This window comes from Kribbella catacumbae DSM 19601, from assembly GCF_000372465.1.
In the GTDB taxonomy this organism is placed as follows: domain Bacteria; phylum Actinomycetota; class Actinomycetes; order Propionibacteriales; family Kribbellaceae; genus Kribbella; species Kribbella catacumbae.
Map to the genome: position 1 here is coordinate 21,774 of NZ_AQUZ01000075.1, position 19,227 is coordinate 41,000.

The 19,227-nt window shown below is 67.7% G+C and carries 18 protein-coding genes; 8 read left to right on the top strand and 10 right to left on the bottom strand.

The window, feature by feature from the left end:
• Positions 1-153 precede the first annotated feature (153 nt).
• Positions 154-2,217, bottom strand: coding sequence for a penicillin acylase family protein (locus A3ES_RS0141340; RefSeq protein WP_020392724.1), 2,064 nt, complete (start codon positions 2,215-2,217; stop codon positions 154-156).
• A 94-nt stretch (positions 2,218-2,311) separates the two neighbouring features.
• Here A3ES_RS0141340 and A3ES_RS0141345 point away from each other — a divergent pair, with 94 nt between their 5' ends.
• Together A3ES_RS0141345 and A3ES_RS0141350 are read left to right on the top strand one after the other, a co-directional pair.
• A complete protein-coding gene (locus A3ES_RS0141345) occupies positions 2,312-3,031 on the top strand; it encodes a siderophore-interacting protein (protein ID WP_020392725.1) in 720 nt (239 codons plus the stop codon).
• Positions 3,032-3,128: 97 nt separating this feature from the next.
• Complete coding sequence (locus A3ES_RS0141350) at positions 3,129-3,584, top strand: GNAT family N-acetyltransferase (RefSeq protein ID WP_020392726.1); 456 nt, start codon at positions 3,129-3,131, stop codon at positions 3,582-3,584.
• Here A3ES_RS0141350 and arfA read toward each other — a convergent pair.
• From arfA to A3ES_RS0141375, 5 genes are all read right to left on the bottom strand, one after another.
• The gene (arfA, locus tag A3ES_RS0141355) at positions 3,556-5,070 is read right to left on the bottom strand and encodes an arabinosylfuranosidase ArfA (protein ID WP_020392727.1); all 1,515 of its coding nucleotides are present in this window, start codon (positions 5,068-5,070) and stop codon (positions 3,556-3,558) included. The two genes, A3ES_RS0141350 and arfA, sit on opposite strands and share 29 nt — an antisense overlap.
• A gap of 96 nt (positions 5,071-5,166) precedes the next feature.
• Entirely contained in the window at positions 5,167-6,006 is an 840-nt protein-coding gene (locus tag A3ES_RS0141360) for a carbohydrate ABC transporter permease (protein WP_020392728.1), read from the bottom strand.
• Entirely contained in the window at positions 6,006-6,950 is a 945-nt protein-coding gene (locus tag A3ES_RS0141365) for a carbohydrate ABC transporter permease (RefSeq protein ID WP_020392729.1), read from the bottom strand. The genes A3ES_RS0141360 and A3ES_RS0141365 overlap by 1 nt, the downstream gene beginning before the upstream one ends.
• A gap of 14 nt (positions 6,951-6,964) precedes the next feature.
• Positions 6,965-8,251 (bottom strand): extracellular solute-binding protein, encoded by a 1,287-nt coding sequence (locus A3ES_RS0141370; protein ID WP_020392730.1) that lies wholly within the window; start codon positions 8,249-8,251, stop codon positions 6,965-6,967.
• Positions 8,252-8,447: 196 nt separating this feature from the next.
• The gene (locus A3ES_RS0141375; protein WP_051084934.1) at positions 8,448-9,440 is read right to left on the bottom strand and encodes a LacI family DNA-binding transcriptional regulator; all 993 of its coding nucleotides are present in this window, start codon (positions 9,438-9,440) and stop codon (positions 8,448-8,450) included.
• Positions 9,441-9,584: 144 nt separating this feature from the next.
• On the opposite strand from A3ES_RS0141375, the gene A3ES_RS55785 reads away from it, so the two are divergent.
• The gene (locus tag A3ES_RS55785; RefSeq protein WP_020392732.1) at positions 9,585-10,712 is read left to right on the top strand and encodes a peptidoglycan-binding protein; all 1,128 of its coding nucleotides are present in this window, start codon (positions 9,585-9,587) and stop codon (positions 10,710-10,712) included.
• A 616-nt stretch (positions 10,713-11,328) separates the two neighbouring features.
• On the opposite strand, the gene A3ES_RS0141385 is transcribed toward A3ES_RS55785, so the two are convergent.
• Positions 11,329-12,378 (bottom strand): aldo/keto reductase, encoded by a 1,050-nt coding sequence (locus A3ES_RS0141385; RefSeq protein ID WP_020392733.1) that lies wholly within the window; start codon positions 12,376-12,378, stop codon positions 11,329-11,331.
• A gap of 133 nt (positions 12,379-12,511) precedes the next feature.
• Between A3ES_RS0141385 and A3ES_RS0141390 the strand changes: the two genes are divergently transcribed.
• From A3ES_RS0141390 to A3ES_RS55790, 3 genes are read left to right on the top strand one after another with little or no spacing between them, the layout of a single operon-like run.
• Positions 12,512-13,096, top strand: coding sequence for a DUF6529 family protein (locus A3ES_RS0141390; RefSeq protein ID WP_020392734.1), 585 nt, complete (start codon positions 12,512-12,514; stop codon positions 13,094-13,096).
• A gap of 20 nt (positions 13,097-13,116) precedes the next feature.
• Positions 13,117-13,584 (top strand): Rieske (2Fe-2S) protein, encoded by a 468-nt coding sequence (locus tag A3ES_RS0141395; RefSeq protein ID WP_020392735.1) that lies wholly within the window; start codon positions 13,117-13,119, stop codon positions 13,582-13,584.
• Between the two features lie 9 nt (positions 13,585-13,593).
• The gene (locus A3ES_RS55790) at positions 13,594-14,145 is read left to right on the top strand and encodes a COG4315 family predicted lipoprotein (RefSeq protein ID WP_083934029.1); all 552 of its coding nucleotides are present in this window, start codon (positions 13,594-13,596) and stop codon (positions 14,143-14,145) included.
• A gap of 151 nt (positions 14,146-14,296) precedes the next feature.
• On the opposite strand, the gene A3ES_RS0141410 is transcribed toward A3ES_RS55790, so the two are convergent.
• Positions 14,297-15,073: a class I SAM-dependent methyltransferase gene (locus tag A3ES_RS0141410; protein WP_051084933.1), complete on the bottom strand. Its 777-nt coding sequence runs from the start codon at positions 15,071-15,073 to the stop codon at positions 14,297-14,299.
• Between the two features lie 167 nt (positions 15,074-15,240).
• On the opposite strand from A3ES_RS0141410, the gene A3ES_RS0141415 reads away from it, so the two are divergent.
• Positions 15,241-16,287: an aminotransferase class V-fold PLP-dependent enzyme gene (locus A3ES_RS0141415; protein ID WP_020392739.1), complete on the top strand. Its 1,047-nt coding sequence runs from the start codon at positions 15,241-15,243 to the stop codon at positions 16,285-16,287.
• Positions 16,288-16,320: 33 nt separating this feature from the next.
• Positions 16,321-16,758: a MerR family transcriptional regulator gene (locus tag A3ES_RS0141420; protein WP_020392740.1), complete on the top strand. Its 438-nt coding sequence runs from the start codon at positions 16,321-16,323 to the stop codon at positions 16,756-16,758.
• Between the two features lie 226 nt (positions 16,759-16,984).
• Here the strand turns inward: A3ES_RS0141420 and fdhD are convergent, their stop codons facing one another.
• Positions 16,985-17,830: a formate dehydrogenase accessory sulfurtransferase FdhD gene (fdhD, locus tag A3ES_RS0141425; RefSeq protein ID WP_020392741.1), complete on the bottom strand. Its 846-nt coding sequence runs from the start codon at positions 17,828-17,830 to the stop codon at positions 16,985-16,987.
• The coding region (locus A3ES_RS0141430; protein ID WP_237745190.1) for a molybdopterin molybdotransferase MoeA at positions 17,818-19,227 on the bottom strand (1,410 nt) is incomplete at its 5' end. The genes fdhD and A3ES_RS0141430, both read right to left, overlap by 13 nt.

Below are 19,227 nucleotides of genomic sequence, written 5' to 3' on the forward strand. Positions count from 1 at the left end.
ACATGCCAAGGTCGTCGGGGCGGAGGTTTCGGGCCGACTCTGAGCGTGCGGGGCGGCTGGGGCGGGGGTTGGTGTGTGGTGGCGGTCCGGGCCGGACCGCCGTCACCTCGCCTGGTCCAGTAGCCAGCCTCGGGTGGCGGCTTTGGGGCACGCCTAGTGCTCGAAGGCTTGGTCGTCTGGGGTCAAGGCGGTGGCGACTGGGGTGAGTTCGCCGCGGAGCCAGAGGGGGAGTTGGTCGTGATGGTGGGGGTGGCCTAGGACGCCTGAGGTGCCTAGGGGGACTATCCAGGCGCTGTTGTCGCGGTTGGCGACGTCCCAGGCGTAGCGGGCGGCGGAGGCTCGGATGCAGGTGTCGGTCAGGCCGGGCAGGCTTGAGGTGGACATGACGCAGTGGTGGTCGCCGGAGAGGGGCAGGTCGTAGTGCTCCTCGCCGGGAGCGAAGACCGGGCCGCGGAGGGCGTGGAGTGGGGTTAGCTGGTGGGTGTCGCCCCATGGGCCGCGAGGCTTGCGGTGGGCGACTTCTTCGAGGGCCTCCTGTGCCAGCCAGGTGACGTTGACGTCGGGCAGCAGGTTGGTGGCGATCAAGCCTTCCAGCGCGAAGTAGGTGTGCGCGACCGTGTCGAGCCACGGGGTGAAGAGTTCGGGCAGGTCGACGCCCTGGTCGAGTACGGCGAGTGTCGGGTGCTCGGCGAGGCGGCGTACCAGGGACTTGCGGAGGGCGGCGTAGCTGGAAGCGACGTTGCTGGCGGCATCCATTCGCCGGTCCCAATCGAGGAGTTGCTCGCGCAGAGTGGTTGCCTCGGGCGACAGGTCCTTGAGGTCGATGAGGAGATCGAGCAACGAACCGGCCGAGCCCAGGAACGTGTCGGTGTGGATGAGTGGCATCTCGCCGACGGTCCAGTCGTCTCGCTCGGTCAGCAGTTGCCTGATCCGGTGGGAGCGATGTGGGGCGGCGAAGTCGACGCCCAAGGGTCCGGCGAGCTCGCGGGCGTTGGCCATCACGGCGACGTCGTCGACGGTTGCCCGCGGCATCGACTCGTGCCAGCCCTGCCACTGGTGATCCGCTTTCCAGGCCGGTACTACGCGCAGGCGGTTGTCGTGGTGGCGGGTCGGGACAAGGCCGGCCGTGCGGTGCAGGAGCCCGCCCAAAGTGTCCGCGGCCATCACCACGTTGACGGGCTCGACCCAGGTGTCGAAGGCGGCATCGACATCCCCGACAGTCGTTGCGTTGAGCAACTTCAGGAACGAGTCGAAGCCGATCCGGTGCGTGACGCGAGGTGGATAGCGCAAGCTGATCGCCTTGGCGTCGTCAGGTCCACCGATGATCACCGGGCCGCGGCCGGTCTCGATCACCTCGATCTCGACCGAGTCGGCACCGGCGACCTCGACCAGCTCGGTGTGCCGGGCAGCGGGTTGCCAGCCGTCAGGGCCGAGTGCCTCGACTCCGACATCGGTGCGACGGAGCTGTTCGGAGTAGAGGTCTTGGTAGTCCGCCATCGCGTTGGTGATCGCCCACGCGACGCCGCCGGTGTGACCGAAATGGGGGAGGCCGGGGACGCCGGGGACCGCGAGCCCAATGACGTCGTACGACGGGCAGGCGAGGCGGATCTGCTGGTAGATGCCCGGGCTCTCGATGTAGCGATGCGGGTCGCCGGCGATGATCGGCGTACCGGTTGCCGTCTTGTCGCCAGGGATGAGCCAGCCGTTGCTGCCCGCAGTACTGGGGCCTTCCGAGTTGAAGAGTTCGAGGGCCGCGTCGCCGAGGTGGCTGGCGACGTGTTCGCGCCAGAGCTTGGTCGGGAAGCCGGCGAAGAGGATGTGGATGGAAATCCAGATGCTGAGCGGCGCCCACGGCTGCCATTCCCGTGGGGTCAGGCCGGTCTGGGCGAACTCGGGGGCGTGCTGGGCGGCGCCGGGCAGGCTGTGGTTGACGCCGGCCACGTACGCCGAGATCCATGCGCGGGTGTCGTCCTCGAGGTTCTCCCAGCAGCGCTGGGCGGTGTCGTCGAGGCGTGCCTGGCGGGCGAAGACATCCCAGCTGAGGGCCTCCGGGCCGAGGAAGGCGGCGCTGGTACCGAGCGAGCGTTGGTGTGCCAGCTCGATCTGCCAGGCGCGGTCCATCGCCGCGTTCTGGCCCTGGAGGTAGGCGAGTGCGAGCGGATCGCCGGCCCTCAAGTGCGGCACGCCCCACATGTCCCGGTCGACCTTGGCGTTCACTCGTCATCCTCGCTGTAGTTAGGTTAGGCTGCGCTAACTTGATACGTCAGTGTCTGCAACAGCCATTCTGGCCGGTTCGGAGGGGGAGTGCGTCGTGGGGCATGGCTGGGAGGGTGTTGTCCTCAAGCTGTTCCGGGGCAAGGACTTCGTGTTCACGGTGACAGGCGCCGAACAGGTCACCGAGCGCTACCGGCGTGTGCACTTCACCGATGGTGGCCTGCTGCAGGCGGTCGGCTACCACCCGACGATGTGGGTGCGGCTGTGGTTCGACAAGGCGGGCAAACCGCATCAGCGGGCGTACACGCTGGTCGATCCCGACCTTGAGGCAGGCACTTTCAGCCTGGAGTTCGCACTGCACGACGGCTGCGCGAGCAACTGGTCCCGTACTGCGAAAGCCGGCGACACGATCGAGGCGACGCTGCAGGGCACCGGGTTCGAAGTACCGGATCCGCTGCCGCCGCGGATGCTGGTGATCGGCGACCCGGCCTCGCTGCCGGCGATCAACTCGCTGCTCAGCCTGGCGCCCAAGCTGCCGGCCACGATCTTCTTCGAGACGACCCACGATTCGGACCTCGAGTTGCCCCTGCGCCTCGACCCCGAGCGGCACGACCTGCGGACGGTATCGCGGCAGGACGACCAGCTGGTCACGGAGGTGAAGGCGACCCTGCCCGCGCTGATCGAGGACCCGGCGAGCACCTTCGTCTGGGTCGCTTGCGACACCAAGACCACCCGCCGGCTGACCTCGTACCTGCTGAAGGAGCTCTCCCTCCCCAAGGACCGCATACGAGCCCTCGGCTACTGGCGCGCCGCCTAAGACCTCCCCAACCTGATCATTCGCCCCCTTTTCACCCTCTCTGCGTGCAGTCCGGGTGAAAAAGGGGCGAATGATCAGGTTGGGTTAGCGTGGCGGGATGATCCGTGCCCTCGACCTGACCGACGCCGAGACGGCCGAGCGGGTGCTCGTGGTTCAGCGCCTGGCCTATGCGGTGGAGGCTGAGCTGATCAGCTTCGACGGCATCCCGCCACTGCATGAAGACCTTGAAGCGCTGGTGGCGAGTTCGGAGTACTGGCTGGGCCGGTACTCCGAAGGCGAGCTGGTCGCGGCCGTCACCTACGAGCTGCCCGATCCGGACACGGTCGAGATCAGCCGCCTGGTCGTCGACCCCGCCCACGCCCGTCGCGGCCACGGGCGCGCCCTGCTGGATCACCTGGACGAACTCGAACCACGCCCAGTCAGCCTCGTCTCCACCGGCACAGCCAACACCCCGGCGACCACCCTCTACCTGTCCCGCGGCTACACCGCCACGGGACAGGTAGAGATCGCTCCCGGCATCACCATCACTCAGTTCCGGCGGGCCCTCCGCTGATCGCGGTCCACGAGACCGGCGGCAGGGTGACCTTCAATAGGCCGTCCTCCAACCGGACCGACTCGTTCGGCTGCGGGATCACCCGGTCGGGCTGGGCCGCGGTGTTCACCGCCAGGCGGTCGGCGTCGTACATGCTCAGCGCTTCCAGTACTTCGGTGACCGGGGTCCTGTTGATGTCCACCGTGACCTCGATCGCCTCATCGAGCGACCGGTTGACCAGGAACACGGCCAGCTTGCCCTCGTCGTAGGTCGCGACGGCGTCGACCGCCGGAACCTCGCCGAACTTCTCCGTCGCGACCGTCGGCGAGGACGTCTCGACCCGCAGTACGGAGCCGGCCGCGAGCCGTGAGGTGATCGCGAACGGGTGGAAGATGGGCTGCCGCCAGGCCGTGCCGCCGGGCTCGGTCATGATCGGCGCGATCACGTTCGCCAGTTGCGCCAGGCAAGCAACCGCGACCCGGTCGCTGTGCCGCAGCAACGAGATCAGCAAGTTGCCCACGACAACGGCATCGGTGAGGTTGTACTCGTCCTCGATCCGCCGCGGCGCCACCTCCCACTCGTCGCCCGGACCGTCGGTACGCCGGGAGCGGTCGCCGTACCAGACGTTCCACTCGTCGAAGGAGATGTCGATCCGCTTGCGGCTCTTCAGCTCCGCGCCGACGTGGTCCGCGGTGGCGACGACCGAGTCGATGAAGCGGTCCATGTCGACCGCCGAGGCCAGGAACGACGCCACGTCACCCGCGTCGTCGCCGTAGTACGCGTGGCAGGAGATGTGGTCGACCAGGTCGTAGCACTCGCGCAGTACCTCGCGCTCCCAGGTCCCGAACGTCGGCATGCCGGAGTTGGACGAGCCACAGGCGACGAGCTCCAGGTCCGGTTCGATCATCCGCATCGCGCGAGCCGTCTCCGCCGCGATCCGCCCGTACTCCGAAGCGGTCTTGTGCCCGATCTGCCAGGGCCCGTCCATCTCGTTGCCCAAGCACCACAACTTCAGCCCGTACGGCGTGCTGGCGCCGTGCTCGGCCCGGAGATCGGACAACGCCGTACCGCCGGGGTGGTTCGCGTACTCCTGCAGGTCGAGCGCCTCCTGGACGCCCCGGCTGCCGAGGTTGACCGCCATCATCGGCTCGACCCCGGCCTTGGCGCACCAGTGCATGAACTCGTCCAGCCCGAACTGGTTCGTCTCGATGCTGTGCCAGGCGAGGTCCAGCCGCCGGGGGCGCTGGTCGCGAGGGCCGACGCCGTCCTCCCACCGGTAGCCGGAGACGAAGTTGCCGCCGGGGTAGCGGATCAGCGAAACGCCCAGCTCCCGGGTCAGCTCCAGGACGTCCTTGCGGAAACCGTCCTCGTCGGCGGTCGCGTGGCCAGGTTCGTAGATCCCGGTGTAGACGCAGCGGCCCATGTGTTCGACGAAGCTGCCGAACGTCCGGCGGTTGACCGGGGCAACGATGAAGGCGGGATCGAGGACGAGTGAGGCAGAGGTCACGAGGTGGCTCCTGTCATGGGTTTGGGCATGGAAATTCAGGTGACGCGTGGCTAGCCGTCCGGACCCCACTGGCCGCGGCCAGTGCGACGAGGCACCTCATCCCTTGATTCCAGCGTCGCCGACGCCACGGACGACGTGGCGCTGGAAGAGGGCGAAGACGATGAGCAGCGGCAGTCCGCCCAGGACGGCGGAGGCCATGATCTGGGCATAGCGCAGACCGTAGGAGCCTTGGACGTTCGCGAGTCCGACCGGGATCGTCATCATCGACGGGTCGGTGGTCACGATGAACGGCCAGAGAAAGTTGTTCCAGGCACCGATGAAGGTGAAGATGCCGACGGCAACCAGAATCGGGCGCGACATCGGCACCATCACCGACCAGACGATCCGTAGCCGGGTCGCGCCGTCCACCCGGGCGGCGTCCTCGAAGTCGCGGGATACTCCGTCGAAGAACTTCTTCAGCACGAAGACCATCACCGGCGCGACCACCTGCGGCAACACCATGCCCCAGTAGGTGTCGACCAGACCGAGCCCGCTCATCTCCTGGAACAGCGGTACGATCAGCACCTGCGGCGGGACGAGGATGCCCGCGATCAAGATCCCGAAGAGCACTCGCCGGCCGGGGAACGTAGTACGGGAGAAGCCGTAGGCCGCCAGCACGGAGACGAGCAGGGTCAGGCTGGTCACCAAGACGGCGACGATCGTGCTGTTGAGGAACCAGCGCAGGATCGAGCCTTGCTCGAGCACGCTCTGGTACGCGTCCAGGGTCGGTGCTCCCGGCAACCAGGTGATCGGGGTCTGGGTAGTCTCGGGCTCCGGCTTCAGCGAGGTGTCGATTGCCCAGAGCAACGGCACGAGCCAGACCGCAGCGAGCAGGACCGCGCCGACGATGATGGCGACCTTGGGGAAGGTGAAGCGTCGTTCCACAGTTCCGCTCATCACACGGCCTCCTTCTTGCCGGAGAAGAGTTTGAACTGGGCGACCGCGACGATCACGATAATGGCGAAGAACAGGTACGAGATCGCCGACGCGTAGCCGATCCGGTAGCTGGTGAAGCCGCTCTCGTAGATGTACTGGATGATCGGCCGGGTCGCGTAGTTCGGGCCGCCGTCGGTCATCAAGTAGATCTGGTCGAAGATCTTCAGCGACGCGACCAGTTGCAGGACGATGATCAGCCCGGTGGTCCGGCTCATCAGCGGCAGCGTGATCCGGAAGAGTTTCTGCCGGCCGTTCGCGCCGTCGATGGAAGCCGCCTCGTAGACCTGCTCCGGAATCCCTTGCAGGGCGGCGAGGTAGAGCAGGAAGTTGAACCCGACCGTCCACCAGACGGTCGTGATCACGACGGCGAGCATCGCCCGGTTCTCGTCGTTCAGCCAGTCGATCTCGGCGAAACCACCGGCGGTCAGCAGCCCGTTCACCAGGCCGAAGCCGGGCTGGTAGATCCACACCCAGATCAGCGTCACCACGGTCGCCGGGAGGACGAACGGAGCGAAGTACGAGAAGCGCAACAGCCAGCCCAGCAAGCCTTTCCGGTTCGCCAGCAGGGCCATCACCAAGGCGATGATCACCAGTGGCGGAGTGCTCATCGCGGTGAACACCAGGGTGTTCTTCAGCGAGTCCCAGACGGCGGGATCGCCGAACATCTCGCGCCAGTTCTGCAGCCCGAGGAACTCCTGCTTCACCCCGGCCAGGCTGGTGTTGAAGAAGCTGTTCCACAGTCCGGCGACGGTCGGCCAGAGCAGGAAGAAGGCGAACAGCACGCCGAAGGGTGCGACGAAGAACAGACCACCCCACTTCTCGATCCAGGGCGGGCCGTTCCTCGGAGGTTCCTGGGCGTGCCGGGCTTCCGTAGTACTGGTTCGGGTCGGTGTCTGAACTGCCATCGGGTCAGCTCCTGTCAGACCGGGGAGGGAGTGTCGAGCAGTTTCTGGGTGGCGGCCTTGAACTGGTCGAGCGCCTGCCGCGGCGTCGTCCGGCCCGAGAACACCCCTGCGAACGCGGCCCCCGCTTCGTTCTGCAGTTGCGCACCCGAGCCGCTGAACCACGCGTCCGGGTCGTACAGCACGTCTGGCGCGACCGAGCGGTACTCGGCCTGCGGCTTGAGGTTCAGGTACTCCGGACTGGCCACCACCGGCTGGTACGCCGGGATGTGCCCGCCGGCGGCCCAATCCGCGCTGTGCTTGAGCATCCAGGCGATGTAGGTGATGGTGGCCGCGGTGTCGTCCTTGTTCCGCCCGGCCTGATGCGGCAGCACGAACGTGTGCGCGTCACCGGCGTACTTCGGTACGTCGTACACGACCGGGAAGGGCGCCATGCTGAACGGCATCTTCGCGGTCTGGTACGTCGTCACCTCCCACTCGCCGTTGAAGCTCAGGCCGGCGTCTCCGTTGGTGAACTGCGCGACGAGTGACGGGTAGTCGGACGACTTGGGCGTGAGCCCGTCGGCGGCGAGTTTCGCCATCAACTGCAGGGCTTCCAGGGCCTTCGCGTCGTCGAGAGCGAGCCGGCTGCCGGAGTCGTCGAAGAACTTGCCTTCGAGCTGGCCGTAGAGGGTCCACCACAACCGCCACGGGTTGGTCGTCTCGACCGAGGCGGCGAACTTGCCGGTGGTGTCCTTGACCGCCTTGAGCATCTCGAGGAACGCGTCGACACCCTTGACCGGTTTGATCCTGCCGTCCGGCCCGAGCAGTCCGGCCTTCTTGCAGATCTCGAGGTTGTAGTAGAGGACGAACGGGTGCTGGTCCAGCGGTACGGCGTACAGCCGGCCGTCGACGAGGCAGCGGTTCCAGGTCTCGGGCAGGAAGTCCTGTTCGGTGATCCCGGCCTCGGTGAGCTGGTCGAGCGGGATCGGGTCGAGCATCGTGGTCGGGCTGAATCCCTTCAGCCGGGACAGGTGCAGGGTCGCGACCTCGGGAGCCCGGCCGCCGGCGGCGGACATCGCGAGCTTGGTGTAGAACGGCGGACCCCACGCCAGCGTGTGGGCCTCGAAGGCGATGTCGGGGTGCTCGGCGACGAACTTCTCGTGGATCTGGAGCAGCCGGGCGCCGTCGCCACCGCCGAACAGGTTCCATTCGCGGACCCTGGCGCCGTGGCCGAAAGCGCCGCAGCCGGACAGCGTCCCGGACAGGGCAAGGCCGAGTGCGCCGGTCAGCAGGGTGCGCCGGCTGGGGGTGAAGGGAGTCATCTCGCGTGTCCTCCTGGCGGGGGTGGAGCACGGGTGCGGGCAGCCTGAAATGCCACACCGGCCCCCGGGTCAGGGGCTCCGGTGCACGTTTCTACATCGGTGTAGAAGGATGATGCCCGGCACCTCGCGGACCGTCAAGGCCTCGACTGATAGCGCTAACAAGAACTCGCCGGAACACGCCGAGCGGGTGCCGGGCTCAGCCGAGGGTGGATTCGCGGCGGTGCAGCTCGAAGGGGGCGATGATCTCGTGGTGCTCGGAGTCGTCGCCGTTCATCCGGGCGACCAGCAGATCGACCGCGGTGGCGGCGATCTGGCCCCGGCCGGGGTCGACCGTGGTCAGCGTCGGGCTGCTGAAGCGGGCCTCGTCGATGTCGTCGAAACCGGCCACCGCGACGTCGTCGGGGATCCGGATCCCGTGCTTGGTCAGGACCCGGATCGCGCCCAGGGCGAGGGTGTCGTTCAGGCCGAGGACCGCGTCGAACTTCAGCCCCGAGGCGAGCAGGCGCTCCATCGCCTCGGCGCCGGCCGCCCGGTTCCACCGTCCGGCCGGCATCGCCAGCTCCGGAGTGGGTTGTACGCCGGCTTCGTCGAGCGCGCCGGCGTACGCGTCGTGCCGGATCACCGCCGTGTCGACCAGTTCGCCGGGATGCGTGCCGAGGACGGCGATCCGCCGGCGGCCGAGCTCGAGCAGGTGCTGGGTGGCGGCCCGGGTGCCGGTGACATTGTCGATCATCACGTGGTCGACCGGGCCGTGGAAGATCCGCTCACCGAGCAGCACCATCGGGGTGGAGATGCGGAGTTGCTCGGCGTCCTCGTGACCGAGACCGAGCGGGCTGAACAGCAGGCCGTCGACGAGGTGCCCGCGGGGCCGGGCGAGTGCGGCGAGTTCGCGTTCGCGGACGGCGCCGGTCTGCTCGATCATCACCGTCAGGCCGTGCTGGTCGGCCGCCTGGATGACGGCGTCGGCGAGTTCGGCGAAGTACGGCAGGCTGAGCTGGGGCACGGCCAGGCCGATGATGCCGGTCCGGCCGGACTTGAGGTTCCGGGCGGACAGGTTCAGCTGGTAGCCGAGGGCGTCGACCGAGGCGAGCACCCGCAGCCGGGTGGACTCCCGGATGTAGGGGTAACCGCTCAGCACGTTCGAGACCGTCTTCGGTGACACCCCCGCGTGCCGCGCGACATCCCGCATCGTCACAGCCAATCCAGTGTCACCTCTCTCGCCGGAACCGATCCACTCACGGTAGTGCACCGAGCCCTGTCAAAATCTAACGGCCATCTGTACTGTCAGGGCAGAAACTTTCGACTTCGGGGTTCCAGATCTGGAGGATTTCCGATGCATCAGCCGCCCCGCTTGTTGCTCGTGACAACCTTGCTCGCAGCCCTGATCGCCGGTGTGTGGACGGCCGGGCCGGTCCACGCCACTGAGCTGGCCGGGCCGACGGCCCAGCAACTGAAGGACAAGACGGCTGGGTGCGCGACCCAGCTGTCGAACGGGAAGTACGCCCAGGACTCCGGTGGAGCGCGGACAATCGCGGTCTGCAAGACCGGCGCGGCCGTGCACTGGACGGCCGATTTCGACATCGACTGCGACGGTCAGCGGACCAGCCAGTGCAACGAGAACACCGATCCGTCGTTCCAGCCGAACACCTCGTGGAACCAGTCCGACGGCAGACCGCTGAACTCGGCCGGCCTGCCGTTCATCGTCGTCCCGCTGTCCAGCTCGATCTGGAACTACACGACTGCCGGGATCGGTGGCGCCACGGTCGCCGCGGTCGTCTACCAGGACAAGGTCGCGTACGCCGTGGTGGGCGATCAGGGGCCGACCGGGATCATCGGTGAGGGCTCCTACAAGCTGGCACAGCAACTCGGCATCAACCCCAACCCGGCGACCGGCGGGGTGTCGGGCGCCGTCGTCACATACATCCTGTTCCCGGGCGTGAAGTCGGTACCGATCGAGAACCAGGTCGATGCCTTGAGCAAGGGACAGGCCGCGGCGACGTCGTTCGTCAACGGAGCCCAGACGTGTGGCGCCACCAACCTCGACTTCACCAGCTACCCGACCGTACAGGCCGGATCGACGGGCGCGGCGGTCAAGGCGGCGCAGTGCCTGCTGGGCGGAGTCAGCGAGCCGAGCGGAACCTTCGATGCGGCCACAACCGATGCAGTCAAGGCGTTCCAGACGCGAGTCGGCCTGACAGCCGACGGGGTGATCGGACCAGGCACCTGGACCGCTTTGCTTGCCGCCGGCGACAAAACAACAGTCCGCAGCGGCTCAACCGGTACCGCGGTAAGCCGGCTACAGCGGTCTCTCACAGCGGCGCTCGGGAGGACGGTCGCAATCGACGGCTCATTCGGCCCACTCACCGATACCGCCGCCCGCGACTACCAACGCACCCGCCAACTGCTAGTCGACGGCATCGTAGGCCCCACCACCTGGACCACCCTCCAATCCGGCCGCTGACCCCACCACCCGCCCCGAAGAACCACCCCAAGCCCAGCAACCAACCCACCCAACCCAACCCGCCGCCCGATGGCCGCCGGGGTTCCGGCGACCATCGGTGTGCTTCGCCCCTCTTCGTGGGCATCACCCATTGGCAGACCAGTGGGCTAACCCCGCGACGAGGGGCGAACCCCTCCGGAGTACCGGTGACCCCACTCAGGGCAGACGCAGGAGACGCCGGGACGGGTGGGGCGGGTTGCGGGAGCGCTCGTCTGCTCGGGTACGCCGGGTTGCGGGTGCCGATGGTCACCGGGTTCCGGCGACCATCGGTGTGCTTCGCCCCTCTTTGGGGGGATCGCCCGTTGGCAGACCAGTGGGCTAACCCCGCGACGAGGGGCGAACCCCTCCGGAGTACCGGTGACCCCACTCAGCGCAGACGCAGGAGACGCCGGGACGGGTGGGGTGGGTTGCGGGAGCGCTCGTCTGCTCGGGTACGCCGGGTTGCGGGGGTCGATGGCCGGATCTGGTGCCGATGGCCTGCTGTAGTGGGCTATTGGTCGGATAAGGGGCTATCGAGCAGGCCGGCGCCGCGCCTGGCTGACCGGGTTTGGGGTTGAGCCCTGAGATGCCAGGAGGGTTAGGCGGCTGGGCGGTCTGCGAGGGGGCGGCGGCGGAGGGNGGGGGNGGTGAGGGAGATGGGTTGCCAGGCGCCGTCGGCCTGGTAGAGGTCGGTGCCGGGCGGGACGATCGCGTCGATCCGGTCGAGGGTCTCGTCGTCGAGGACGAGGGAGGCGCCCTTCAGCAGGCTTTCGAGGTGGTCCATCGTGCGCGGGCCGCTGATCACCGAGGTGACGGCCGGGTGCGCCACGACGAAGGCCAGCGCCAGCTCGGGCAGGGAGCAACCGATGCTCTCGGCAACCTCGATCAGTCCTTCCAGTGCGTCGAACTTCGCCGCGTTGGAAGGGATCGAGGGGTCGAAGCGGAACGGTGTCAGGGCGGCCCGGCCGGTGGTCAGGTCGACCGGCTGGTCCCGGCGGACCTTGCCGGAAAGGAAGCCCGACGCCAGCGGGCTCCAGGTCAGCACGCCCATGTTGAGCCGTTGGGTGGTCGGCAGCAGCGAGCGTTCGATGCCCCGGGCAATCAACGAGTACGGCGGCTGCTCGGTGCGGAACTTGCCGAACCCGCGCCGCTCGGAGACGTGGTACGCCTCGACGATCTGCTCGGCCGGGAAGGTCGAGCAGCCGAAGGCGCGGATCTTGCCCTGGCTGACCAGGTCGGTCAGCACCGACAGCGTCTCCTCGATGTCCGTCGACGGATCCGGCCGGTGCACCTGGTACAGGTCGATCCAGTCGGTGCCGAGCCGCCGCAGGCTCTCCTCCACCTCGTGGGTGATCCACCGCCGCGAGTTGCCACCGCGGTTGGGTCCATCGCCCATCGGGAAATGCACCTTGGTCGCCAGTACGACGTCCTCGCGGCGCCCCTGCAGCGCCTTGCCGACGATCTCCTCGGACTCGCCCCGGGAGTACATGTCGGCGGTGTCGACGAAGTTGATGCCCTCGTCCAGCGCGGCGTGGATGATCCGGGCGCAGTCGGCGTGGTCGGGATTGCCGACCGCCCCGAACATCATCGTGCCGAGGCAGTGCACGCTCACCTCGATACCGGTCCCGCCGAGAGTGCGGTAGCGCATATCCAGCTCCTAAAGTTCAAGTGATACGACCGAACCTAGGAGCTAGAGCGCTGTCTAGGTCAAGTTTCCCCTCTGCTGAACCGGTCTGGCGGTTGCCACGTATAGGCCTCATACAAGCTGAGGTGGAGGGGCCATGAGTACGGACGTGGATGCACCGGCGGTCAAGGGATCGGCAGGGCGTGGAGTCGTTCTGTTGTTGGTGTTTGCCGTCGCCGGCGCGTTGGTCGCGCTGTCGTTGGGGTTCTACGGGAAGGCGCATACGCCGACCGGGCGACCGCTGGCGTTGATCGTGGGGTTCACGAACCTGACGCCGATGAAAGCCTGGCTGGCGACGGCGGCCGTAGTACTGGCTGTCTTTCAGGTGGTGTCCGCGCTGTGGATGTATGGGCGGTTGCCGGTCAAGCGTCGGCCGCCGGCTGCGTTGTCGCAGCTTCATCGGTGGAGTGGTGCGGTGGCGTTCGTTGCGACGTTGCCGGTCGCCTATCACTGCTTGTGGAGTCTCGGCTACAGCACCTTCGACACCAGGACGGCACTGCATTCGCTGTTCGGCTGCGCGTTCTACGGAGCTTTCACGACCAAGATGCTCGCGCTGCGGGCCAACAAGATGCCGAGCTGGGCGCTGCCGATCTCCGGCGGACTGTTGTTCGCCCTCCTGGTCGGCACCTGGGCCACGGCCGCGGTCTGGTACTTCGCCCAATCAGGCGTCCCACTGCGTTGATACGAACAGGAGACAAGATCATGAGCAACTCGAAGAACGCGGTGGAACGCCGAACGGTGCTACTGGCCGGAGGCGCGACGGCGACCGCAGTACTGACTGGATGTGTCGTGCAGGCGGCTCCGCCGGCGTCGACCCCACCACCGGCCAAGACGCCGGCCAAGGCACCAGTCTCACAGGGGACGACTGGCGCCGCACCGGGGCCGGCAGCGCTGGCCAAGGTGGCGGATATCCCGGCTGGTGGTGGGGTGATTCTCAAGGAGCAGAGCGTCGTACTGACGAAGGACGCGAGCGGCAAGGTGTGTGCCTTCTCGGCGATCTGCACGCACCAAGGCTGTGCGGTGACGGATGTCGGTGACGGCACGATCAACTGCCGGTGCCATGGCAGCAAGTTCGATGCCACCACTGGGGAGCGGGTTGCAGGGCCGGCCAAGGATCCACTGCCGCCGGTGGCCGTTCAGCAGCGCGACGGCGCGATCTTCAAGGCCTAGGAGGCTGTGATGTTGAAGAGTTTGCCGACGATGCTGTGGGTGGTCGGTGCGACTGTCGCGGTGGCGGCGCTGAGCCCCGCCGTTGGCAACATCGCTACTACTGCACCACCAGTAGTAGCCACACCGCCGGCCGCTGCTCCAAGCGCACCGCCACCCGCGAAAGCAACCAAACCACTTGCTCCAGTAGAAGAACCCGCAGTGATCAAGGCCGGTACTACGAAACTCGGGCTGGTCGCCGTCGACGCCGACGGCTTCACGCTCTACATGTCCGTGCTGGACAGCAAGAACCCGTCGAAGTCGGTCTGCGTCAGCAAGACCTGCCTCGCGGCCTGGAAGCCGGTCTACGTCAAGAAGGCCGGCGTCCTTGCCGGAGCAGGCGTGCGCCAAGCCAAAGTCGGCAAGGTAGTCCGCCCCGACAAGGACATCCAGGCAACCCTCGGCGGCTGGCCGCTCTACCGCTTCGCCAAGGACAAGAAGCCAGGTGACGTCCTAGGCGAAGGCATCAAGGGCACCTGGCACGTCCTCACCCCAGCAGGCACCCGCCTCAGCAACCAGGGCTGAGCAACTCGAAGGTGAGGCTCCTCGTAGCCGCCGTCCCGGCGCCGGCCCCGGACCGCCACCACTCACAAACCTCGCCCCGCCAGTCCTCGCCAGGCGTACGCGAGTGTGCCTCAGGCCGCATACGGCAGGTTTGTGAGTGGCGGCGGTCCGGTCAACCTCGGCGGGCTGTGAGAAACAGCCTGCCTCCTCCGACCTCGTACGGCGAGCCCTCCGGCCCGCCGTAGAACTTCAGCTCGGTGAAGCCCGCTTCCTCGAGGAGAGCGGCGATCTGGGCGCAGGTGTGGACGTGATGGACGGCCGTGACGTCGACGGACTCGTCGCCGCGGGTGAAGCGGTAATGGCTGAACAGCCGGCTCCGCAGTACGTCGTACTCTCTGGTCGCCGTCATCGTGATGTCGCCGACCGACATGCTGCTCGAGCCATCCTTGTAGCCGGGCAGCAGCGTCTCGGCGGCGGTGCTGGAGTCGATCAGCAGCCCGCCGCCGGGGCGGATGGCGCCCGCCAGCGCCTTGGTGAAGACGGCGGTGCCGGCGAGATCGAGATAGCCGAAGCTGTTGCCGAGGCAGACGGCGGCGGCGTACGCCGAATCCTGCGGCAGCTCGCGCAAGTCGCCGACCCGCAGGTCGACCTCAAGCCCCTCGGCCTGCTGGGCTGCGTACGCGATGGCTTCCTCGGAGATGTCGATCCCGGTGGTCCGGTAACCGCGAGCCGCGAGGATGAGCGAGTGCCGCCCGCTCCCGCACGGTACGTCGAGGACGCGTGCCCCCGGGGTGAGACCGAGGTGCCGCTCGGCGAAGTCGATCTCGGCGCCGGCCGATTCGGGTGGTATCGCGCGCCGCCAGAACTCGTTCGGCAGCTCGGTGAAGAAGTCCTGGTACCAGGTAGGTGAAACGGTGAAGGACAACGAAGTACTCCCTTGGCTGGGCATCGTGAAGTGATCTCGATGTCCGGGCAGCCCACCCGCCGTCAAAGGCTGGTGGGAGCTGTGGCCCGGATCTCTTCCCGGGCTGCCATGGCTCCTCCGTGGAACGGAAAATTCAGTCTCCGTGGTCGAATTACTACGACCAACAGTACGGCAACTAGGAGAGTGCCCGGATGACGCTTGATGTCTCGACCTTGTGGGATCCGCAGCCGGGGTGGCTGAACACCGCGTCGTACGGGCTGCCGCCGCGGCCTGCGTGGGAGGCGTTGCAGGCGGTGCTGCAGGACTGGCGGGTCGGGGCGACCAGCTGGGAGCCGTGGGACGAGTCGACGACCCGCGCTCGGGAGTCGTTCGCTCGGCTCGTCGGCGCTCAGGCCGAAGACGTGTTCGTCGGCGGGACGGTCTCGGCGGCGATCGCGCCGATCGCGGCCGCGTTGCCCGACGGCGCGCGGGTGCTGGTGGACGACATCGAGTTCACCTCCAACGTCTTCCCCTGGATGGTGCACGCGGATCGCGGCGTCGAAGTAGTTGCCGTGAGCACCGACAAGCTGATCGACTCGATCCGGCCGGGCGTCGACCTGGTCGCCGTGAGCGCGGTCCAATCCGCCACCGGGACAGTTCTCGATCTCGCCCAAGTCGTTGCCGCCTGCAAAGAAATCGGCGCGCTGCTGGTGATCGACGGGAGCCAGGCGGTCGGCTGGCTGCCGCTCGACGTGGCCGGCGTCGACGCGCTGATCGCGCACACGTACAAGTGGATGATGTCGCCGCGAGGCGCCACCCTCGGCTACCTGTCGCCCCGCCTGCAGGAACGCTGCCGCCCGCTGATGGCAGGCTGGTACGCCAGCCAGGACCGAAGCAGCTCGTACTACGGAACGCGGCTGGAGCTGGCCGGTGACGCGCGACGGTTCGACCAGTCGCCGGCCTGGTTCAGCTTCGTCGGCGCCGCCCCGGCGCTGGAGCTGATCGAGCAGATCGGCGTCGAGACCATCCATCGGCACAACCTCGCGCTGGCGAACGAGTTCCGCGCCGGGATCGGGCTGCCGCCGGGCGACTCGGCGATCGTTAGTACGGCGATCCCAGGCGCCGATGAGGCCTTCGCGGCAGCCGGCGTACGGGCTGCGGTCCGGGGTGGCAACCTGCGCGCGTCCTTCCACATCTACTCGACCCAGGCAGACGTCCAACTCGCCCTCGGGGCATTGAAAGGGCTGACAAATTCCTAGAGTTGACTCTAGCCGCCAGTTAGGGTGAGCCGCATGGCTGACGGGTTGAGCATTGGGCAGGTCTCCGAGCGCACGGGGCTGAGCGTGCACGCGCTGCGTTTCTACGAGCGGGAGGGCATCCTCGCCGACCCGGTACGCCGGGAGGCCAACGGCCGACGCGTGTACAGCGAGGACGACGTCGACTGGCTGGCCATGTGCATCAAGTTCCGCTCGTCGGGGATGCCGCTCGACACCATCCGCCGGTACACCGGCCTGGTCCGGCAGGGTCCCGGCAACGAGCAGGACCGGCTCGCCCTGCTCCGCAGCCACCAGGAAGCCGTCGTCGCCCAGATCGACGAACTCACCGAGTGCCTGCGGGTGATCACCTACAAGGTCGACATCTACACCGAGCACCTCGACAGCGGTACGGCGGACAGCCTGTGGGTGGCTCCCTCGAGCGTGGCGCAGGACCGCACCGACCAGGCGGTCTGATCCCCCTCACCTTCCGTTCATTCGCCCCCTTTTCACCCTCGACGCCGCGGGTCCGGTCGGCGGGTGACGGGGTGAGGGTGAAAGGGGGCGAATGAACGCGGGGTGAGGGTGCCGGGGCCTCGAATCCCAGCCATCGGCCTGCAGTTCCTCCGAGTGGCGAATCTCCTGGCCGGCCCGGAATCCCTGCTCGCTCCGAAGATCCTCTGGCGGGTAGCCCGCCAACGGTTCAGGCGAGTGCCGCGCGATCGGATGTCGTGATGCGGTCGGCGTGCGCGTAGACGTTCAGCGAGCCGTTGCGGATGAAGCCGGCCAGGGTGAGGCCGCATTCGTCGGCCAGCTCCACGGCCAGCGAGGAAGGGGCCGAGACGGCGCCTAGTACGGGGATGCCGGCCATCACCGCCTTCTGCGCGAGCTCGAACGACGTACGGCCGGAGACGATGAGGATGCAGCCGCGTGCCGGGATCAACCCGCCGAGCAGCGCCCAGCCGATCACCTTGTCGACGGCGTTGTGTCGGCCGACGTCCTCCCGGACCACCAGCAGTTCGCCGTCCGGCGTGAACAGTCCGGCCGCGTGCAGGCCGCCCGTTCGGTCGAACACTTCCTGTTGCTCCCGGAGCGCGTCGGGCAGGCTGGCAAGCACTTCGAGAGATACCCGCATCGGATCTCCTGCGGGCGAGTGCCGCGACTTCAGCCGTACTGCGTCCAGCGACGCCTTGCCGCAGACTCCACACGACGAGGTGGTGTAGAAGTTGCGCTCGACACCTACCTCCGGCGCCGGTACGCCGGGAGCCAGGCCCAGGTCGAGCACGTTGTAGGTGTTGCGGCCCTCGTCGTCGCGCGAATCGCAGTACCGGGCGTCGCGGATGTCGTCGACGGTGCCGATCACGCCTTCGGTGTGCAGGAATCCGTGCGCGAGCTCGACGTCATGTCCGGGAGTCCGCATCGTGACGGCCAGCGGGCGGCCGTCGACGCGGATCTCCAGCGGTTCCTCGACGGCGATGGAGTCCGGGCGGGTTCGCTCGCCGTCGGGGCTGAGGCGGATGACCTTCTTGCGCGCGATCAGACGCCCCACGGTCGCACCCCCGGATCGAGCGGCAACAACCTGGCCGCGATGGCTTCTGCCGGACCGGGACCCACCACGGCGAACGCATCCGCCTCGGCAGCGCCCCTCAGCATCGCTGATCCGCCATGCCCGACTGGTACTGCGCCCTGCGGGCCGACGCGGACTGGTACGAGCCTGGTACTGCGCGGGTGGCACGCCAGGCCACCAGGTACTGGCGCTACGGCGAGCATGTCCAGCCGTTCGCCCCGCAGCCGACGGATGACCGCGACGCCGAGGGTGAGAAACGCCGTCAAGGCTGCCAGTGGGTTGCCCGGTAGGCCGACGACTAGCCGGCCGTCGGGGAAGCGCGCCAGGGCTTGCGGGTGCCCGGGGCGACAGGCGACTCCGTCGATGATCAGCTCGGCGCCGAGCTCTGCCAGTACACCCCGGAGGTGGTCAGCGGGTCCTGAGGCGGACGAGCCGGATACCAGAATCACCTCAGCGTCAGCCCTCGCCAATGCGTCGACCAGAGCTTCCCGAGAATCCGGCAACTGCAGCACGGCCCCACTAGCCTCTACGGGCTGAGACATAGCTGACGGTGAGGGGGCGCCGGGCAGCGTGCCCTCCCCTGCGCCGGATCTGGTGATCAGGGTGGGGAGCATTGGGCCGATGGCGTCTCGGGTTTGGCCGGGGGCGGAGGGGCCGTGGTGGATTAGTTCGTCGCCGGTTATCAGCGCGAGTACGCGCGGTTTGGGGATGACTGTCAGGTGGTCCAGGCCGAGGGTGGCTGCCAGGCCTAGGACTGCGGGTTTTACGAGGGTGCCTGCAGGCAGGAGGAGCTCGCCGGCGGTGCATTCCTCGCCTGTGCGTCTGATGTGGCGGCCCGCTTCGATGGAGCCGCTGACCTTCTCACCAATGCGAGTTGCCTGCTCATCGGCGAGTACTGACGTAGTACCAAACGGAACAGCCGCCCCCGTGACGATGGCATACGCCTGCCCGTCCTGCAGCGGCTCAGCGAGACCAGACCCGGCCAGGACCGCTCCGACCACAACCCAAGGACCGGCCCCGCGTACGGCGTACCCGTCCATCGCGGCGCGGTCCACGGGCGGTACAGCAACAGGTGAGACGAGCGGCGTAGCGAGTACGCAGCCGAGCGATTCGGCCAGCGGGAGCCGACGCGGCGACAGCGGTGCCGCAGCCGCGTACGCCAGCTCCCGGGCAGCATCCCACGGCAACGCCGCCGCAGCATGCCGTCGGACGACCAGAGCTACCTCGTCTTCCAGTGCGCCGTGTTGGAGGTTCCGTTGCGCTACCGGCGCCCAGGCACGCACCTCGCGGCGGCGGAGAAACGGCCACGATGGAAAAACATCGAGGCCGCTCCTCCGCCACCACGAGGCACGCACCTGAACACCGCTATCGCTAACGGA

Excerpts from the sequence above, each read along its gene's own strand:
- A3ES_RS0141350 (WP_020392726.1), top strand. The coding sequence starts at position 3,129 with ATGATCCGTGCCCTCGACCTGACCGACGCCGAGACGGCCGAGCGGGTG.
- A3ES_RS0141360 (WP_020392728.1), bottom strand. The coding sequence starts at position 6,006 with ATGAGCGGAACTGTGGAACGACGCTTCACCTTCCCCAAGGTCGCCATC.
- A3ES_RS0141365 (WP_020392729.1), bottom strand. The coding sequence starts at position 6,950 with ATGGCAGTTCAGACACCGACCCGAACCAGTACTACGGAAGCCCGGCAC.
- A3ES_RS0141370 (WP_020392730.1), bottom strand. The coding sequence starts at position 8,251 with ATGACTCCCTTCACCCCCAGCCGGCGCACCCTGCTGACCGGCGCACTC.
- A3ES_RS0141375 (WP_051084934.1), bottom strand. The coding sequence starts at position 9,440 with ATGCGGGATGTCGCGCGGCACGCGGGGGTGTCACCGAAGACGGTCTCG.
- A3ES_RS55785 (WP_020392732.1), top strand. The coding sequence starts at position 9,585 with ATGCATCAGCCGCCCCGCTTGTTGCTCGTGACAACCTTGCTCGCAGCC.
- A3ES_RS0141390 (WP_020392734.1), top strand. The coding sequence starts at position 12,512 with ATGAGTACGGACGTGGATGCACCGGCGGTCAAGGGATCGGCAGGGCGT.
- A3ES_RS0141395 (WP_020392735.1), top strand. The coding sequence starts at position 13,117 with ATGAGCAACTCGAAGAACGCGGTGGAACGCCGAACGGTGCTACTGGCC.
- A3ES_RS55790 (WP_083934029.1), top strand. The coding sequence starts at position 13,594 with ATGTTGAAGAGTTTGCCGACGATGCTGTGGGTGGTCGGTGCGACTGTC.
- A3ES_RS0141410 (WP_051084933.1), bottom strand. The coding sequence starts at position 15,073 with ATGCCCAGCCAAGGGAGTACTTCGTTGTCCTTCACCGTTTCACCTACC.
- A3ES_RS0141415 (WP_020392739.1), top strand. The coding sequence starts at position 15,241 with ATGACGCTTGATGTCTCGACCTTGTGGGATCCGCAGCCGGGGTGGCTG.
- A3ES_RS0141420 (WP_020392740.1), top strand. The coding sequence starts at position 16,321 with ATGGCTGACGGGTTGAGCATTGGGCAGGTCTCCGAGCGCACGGGGCTG.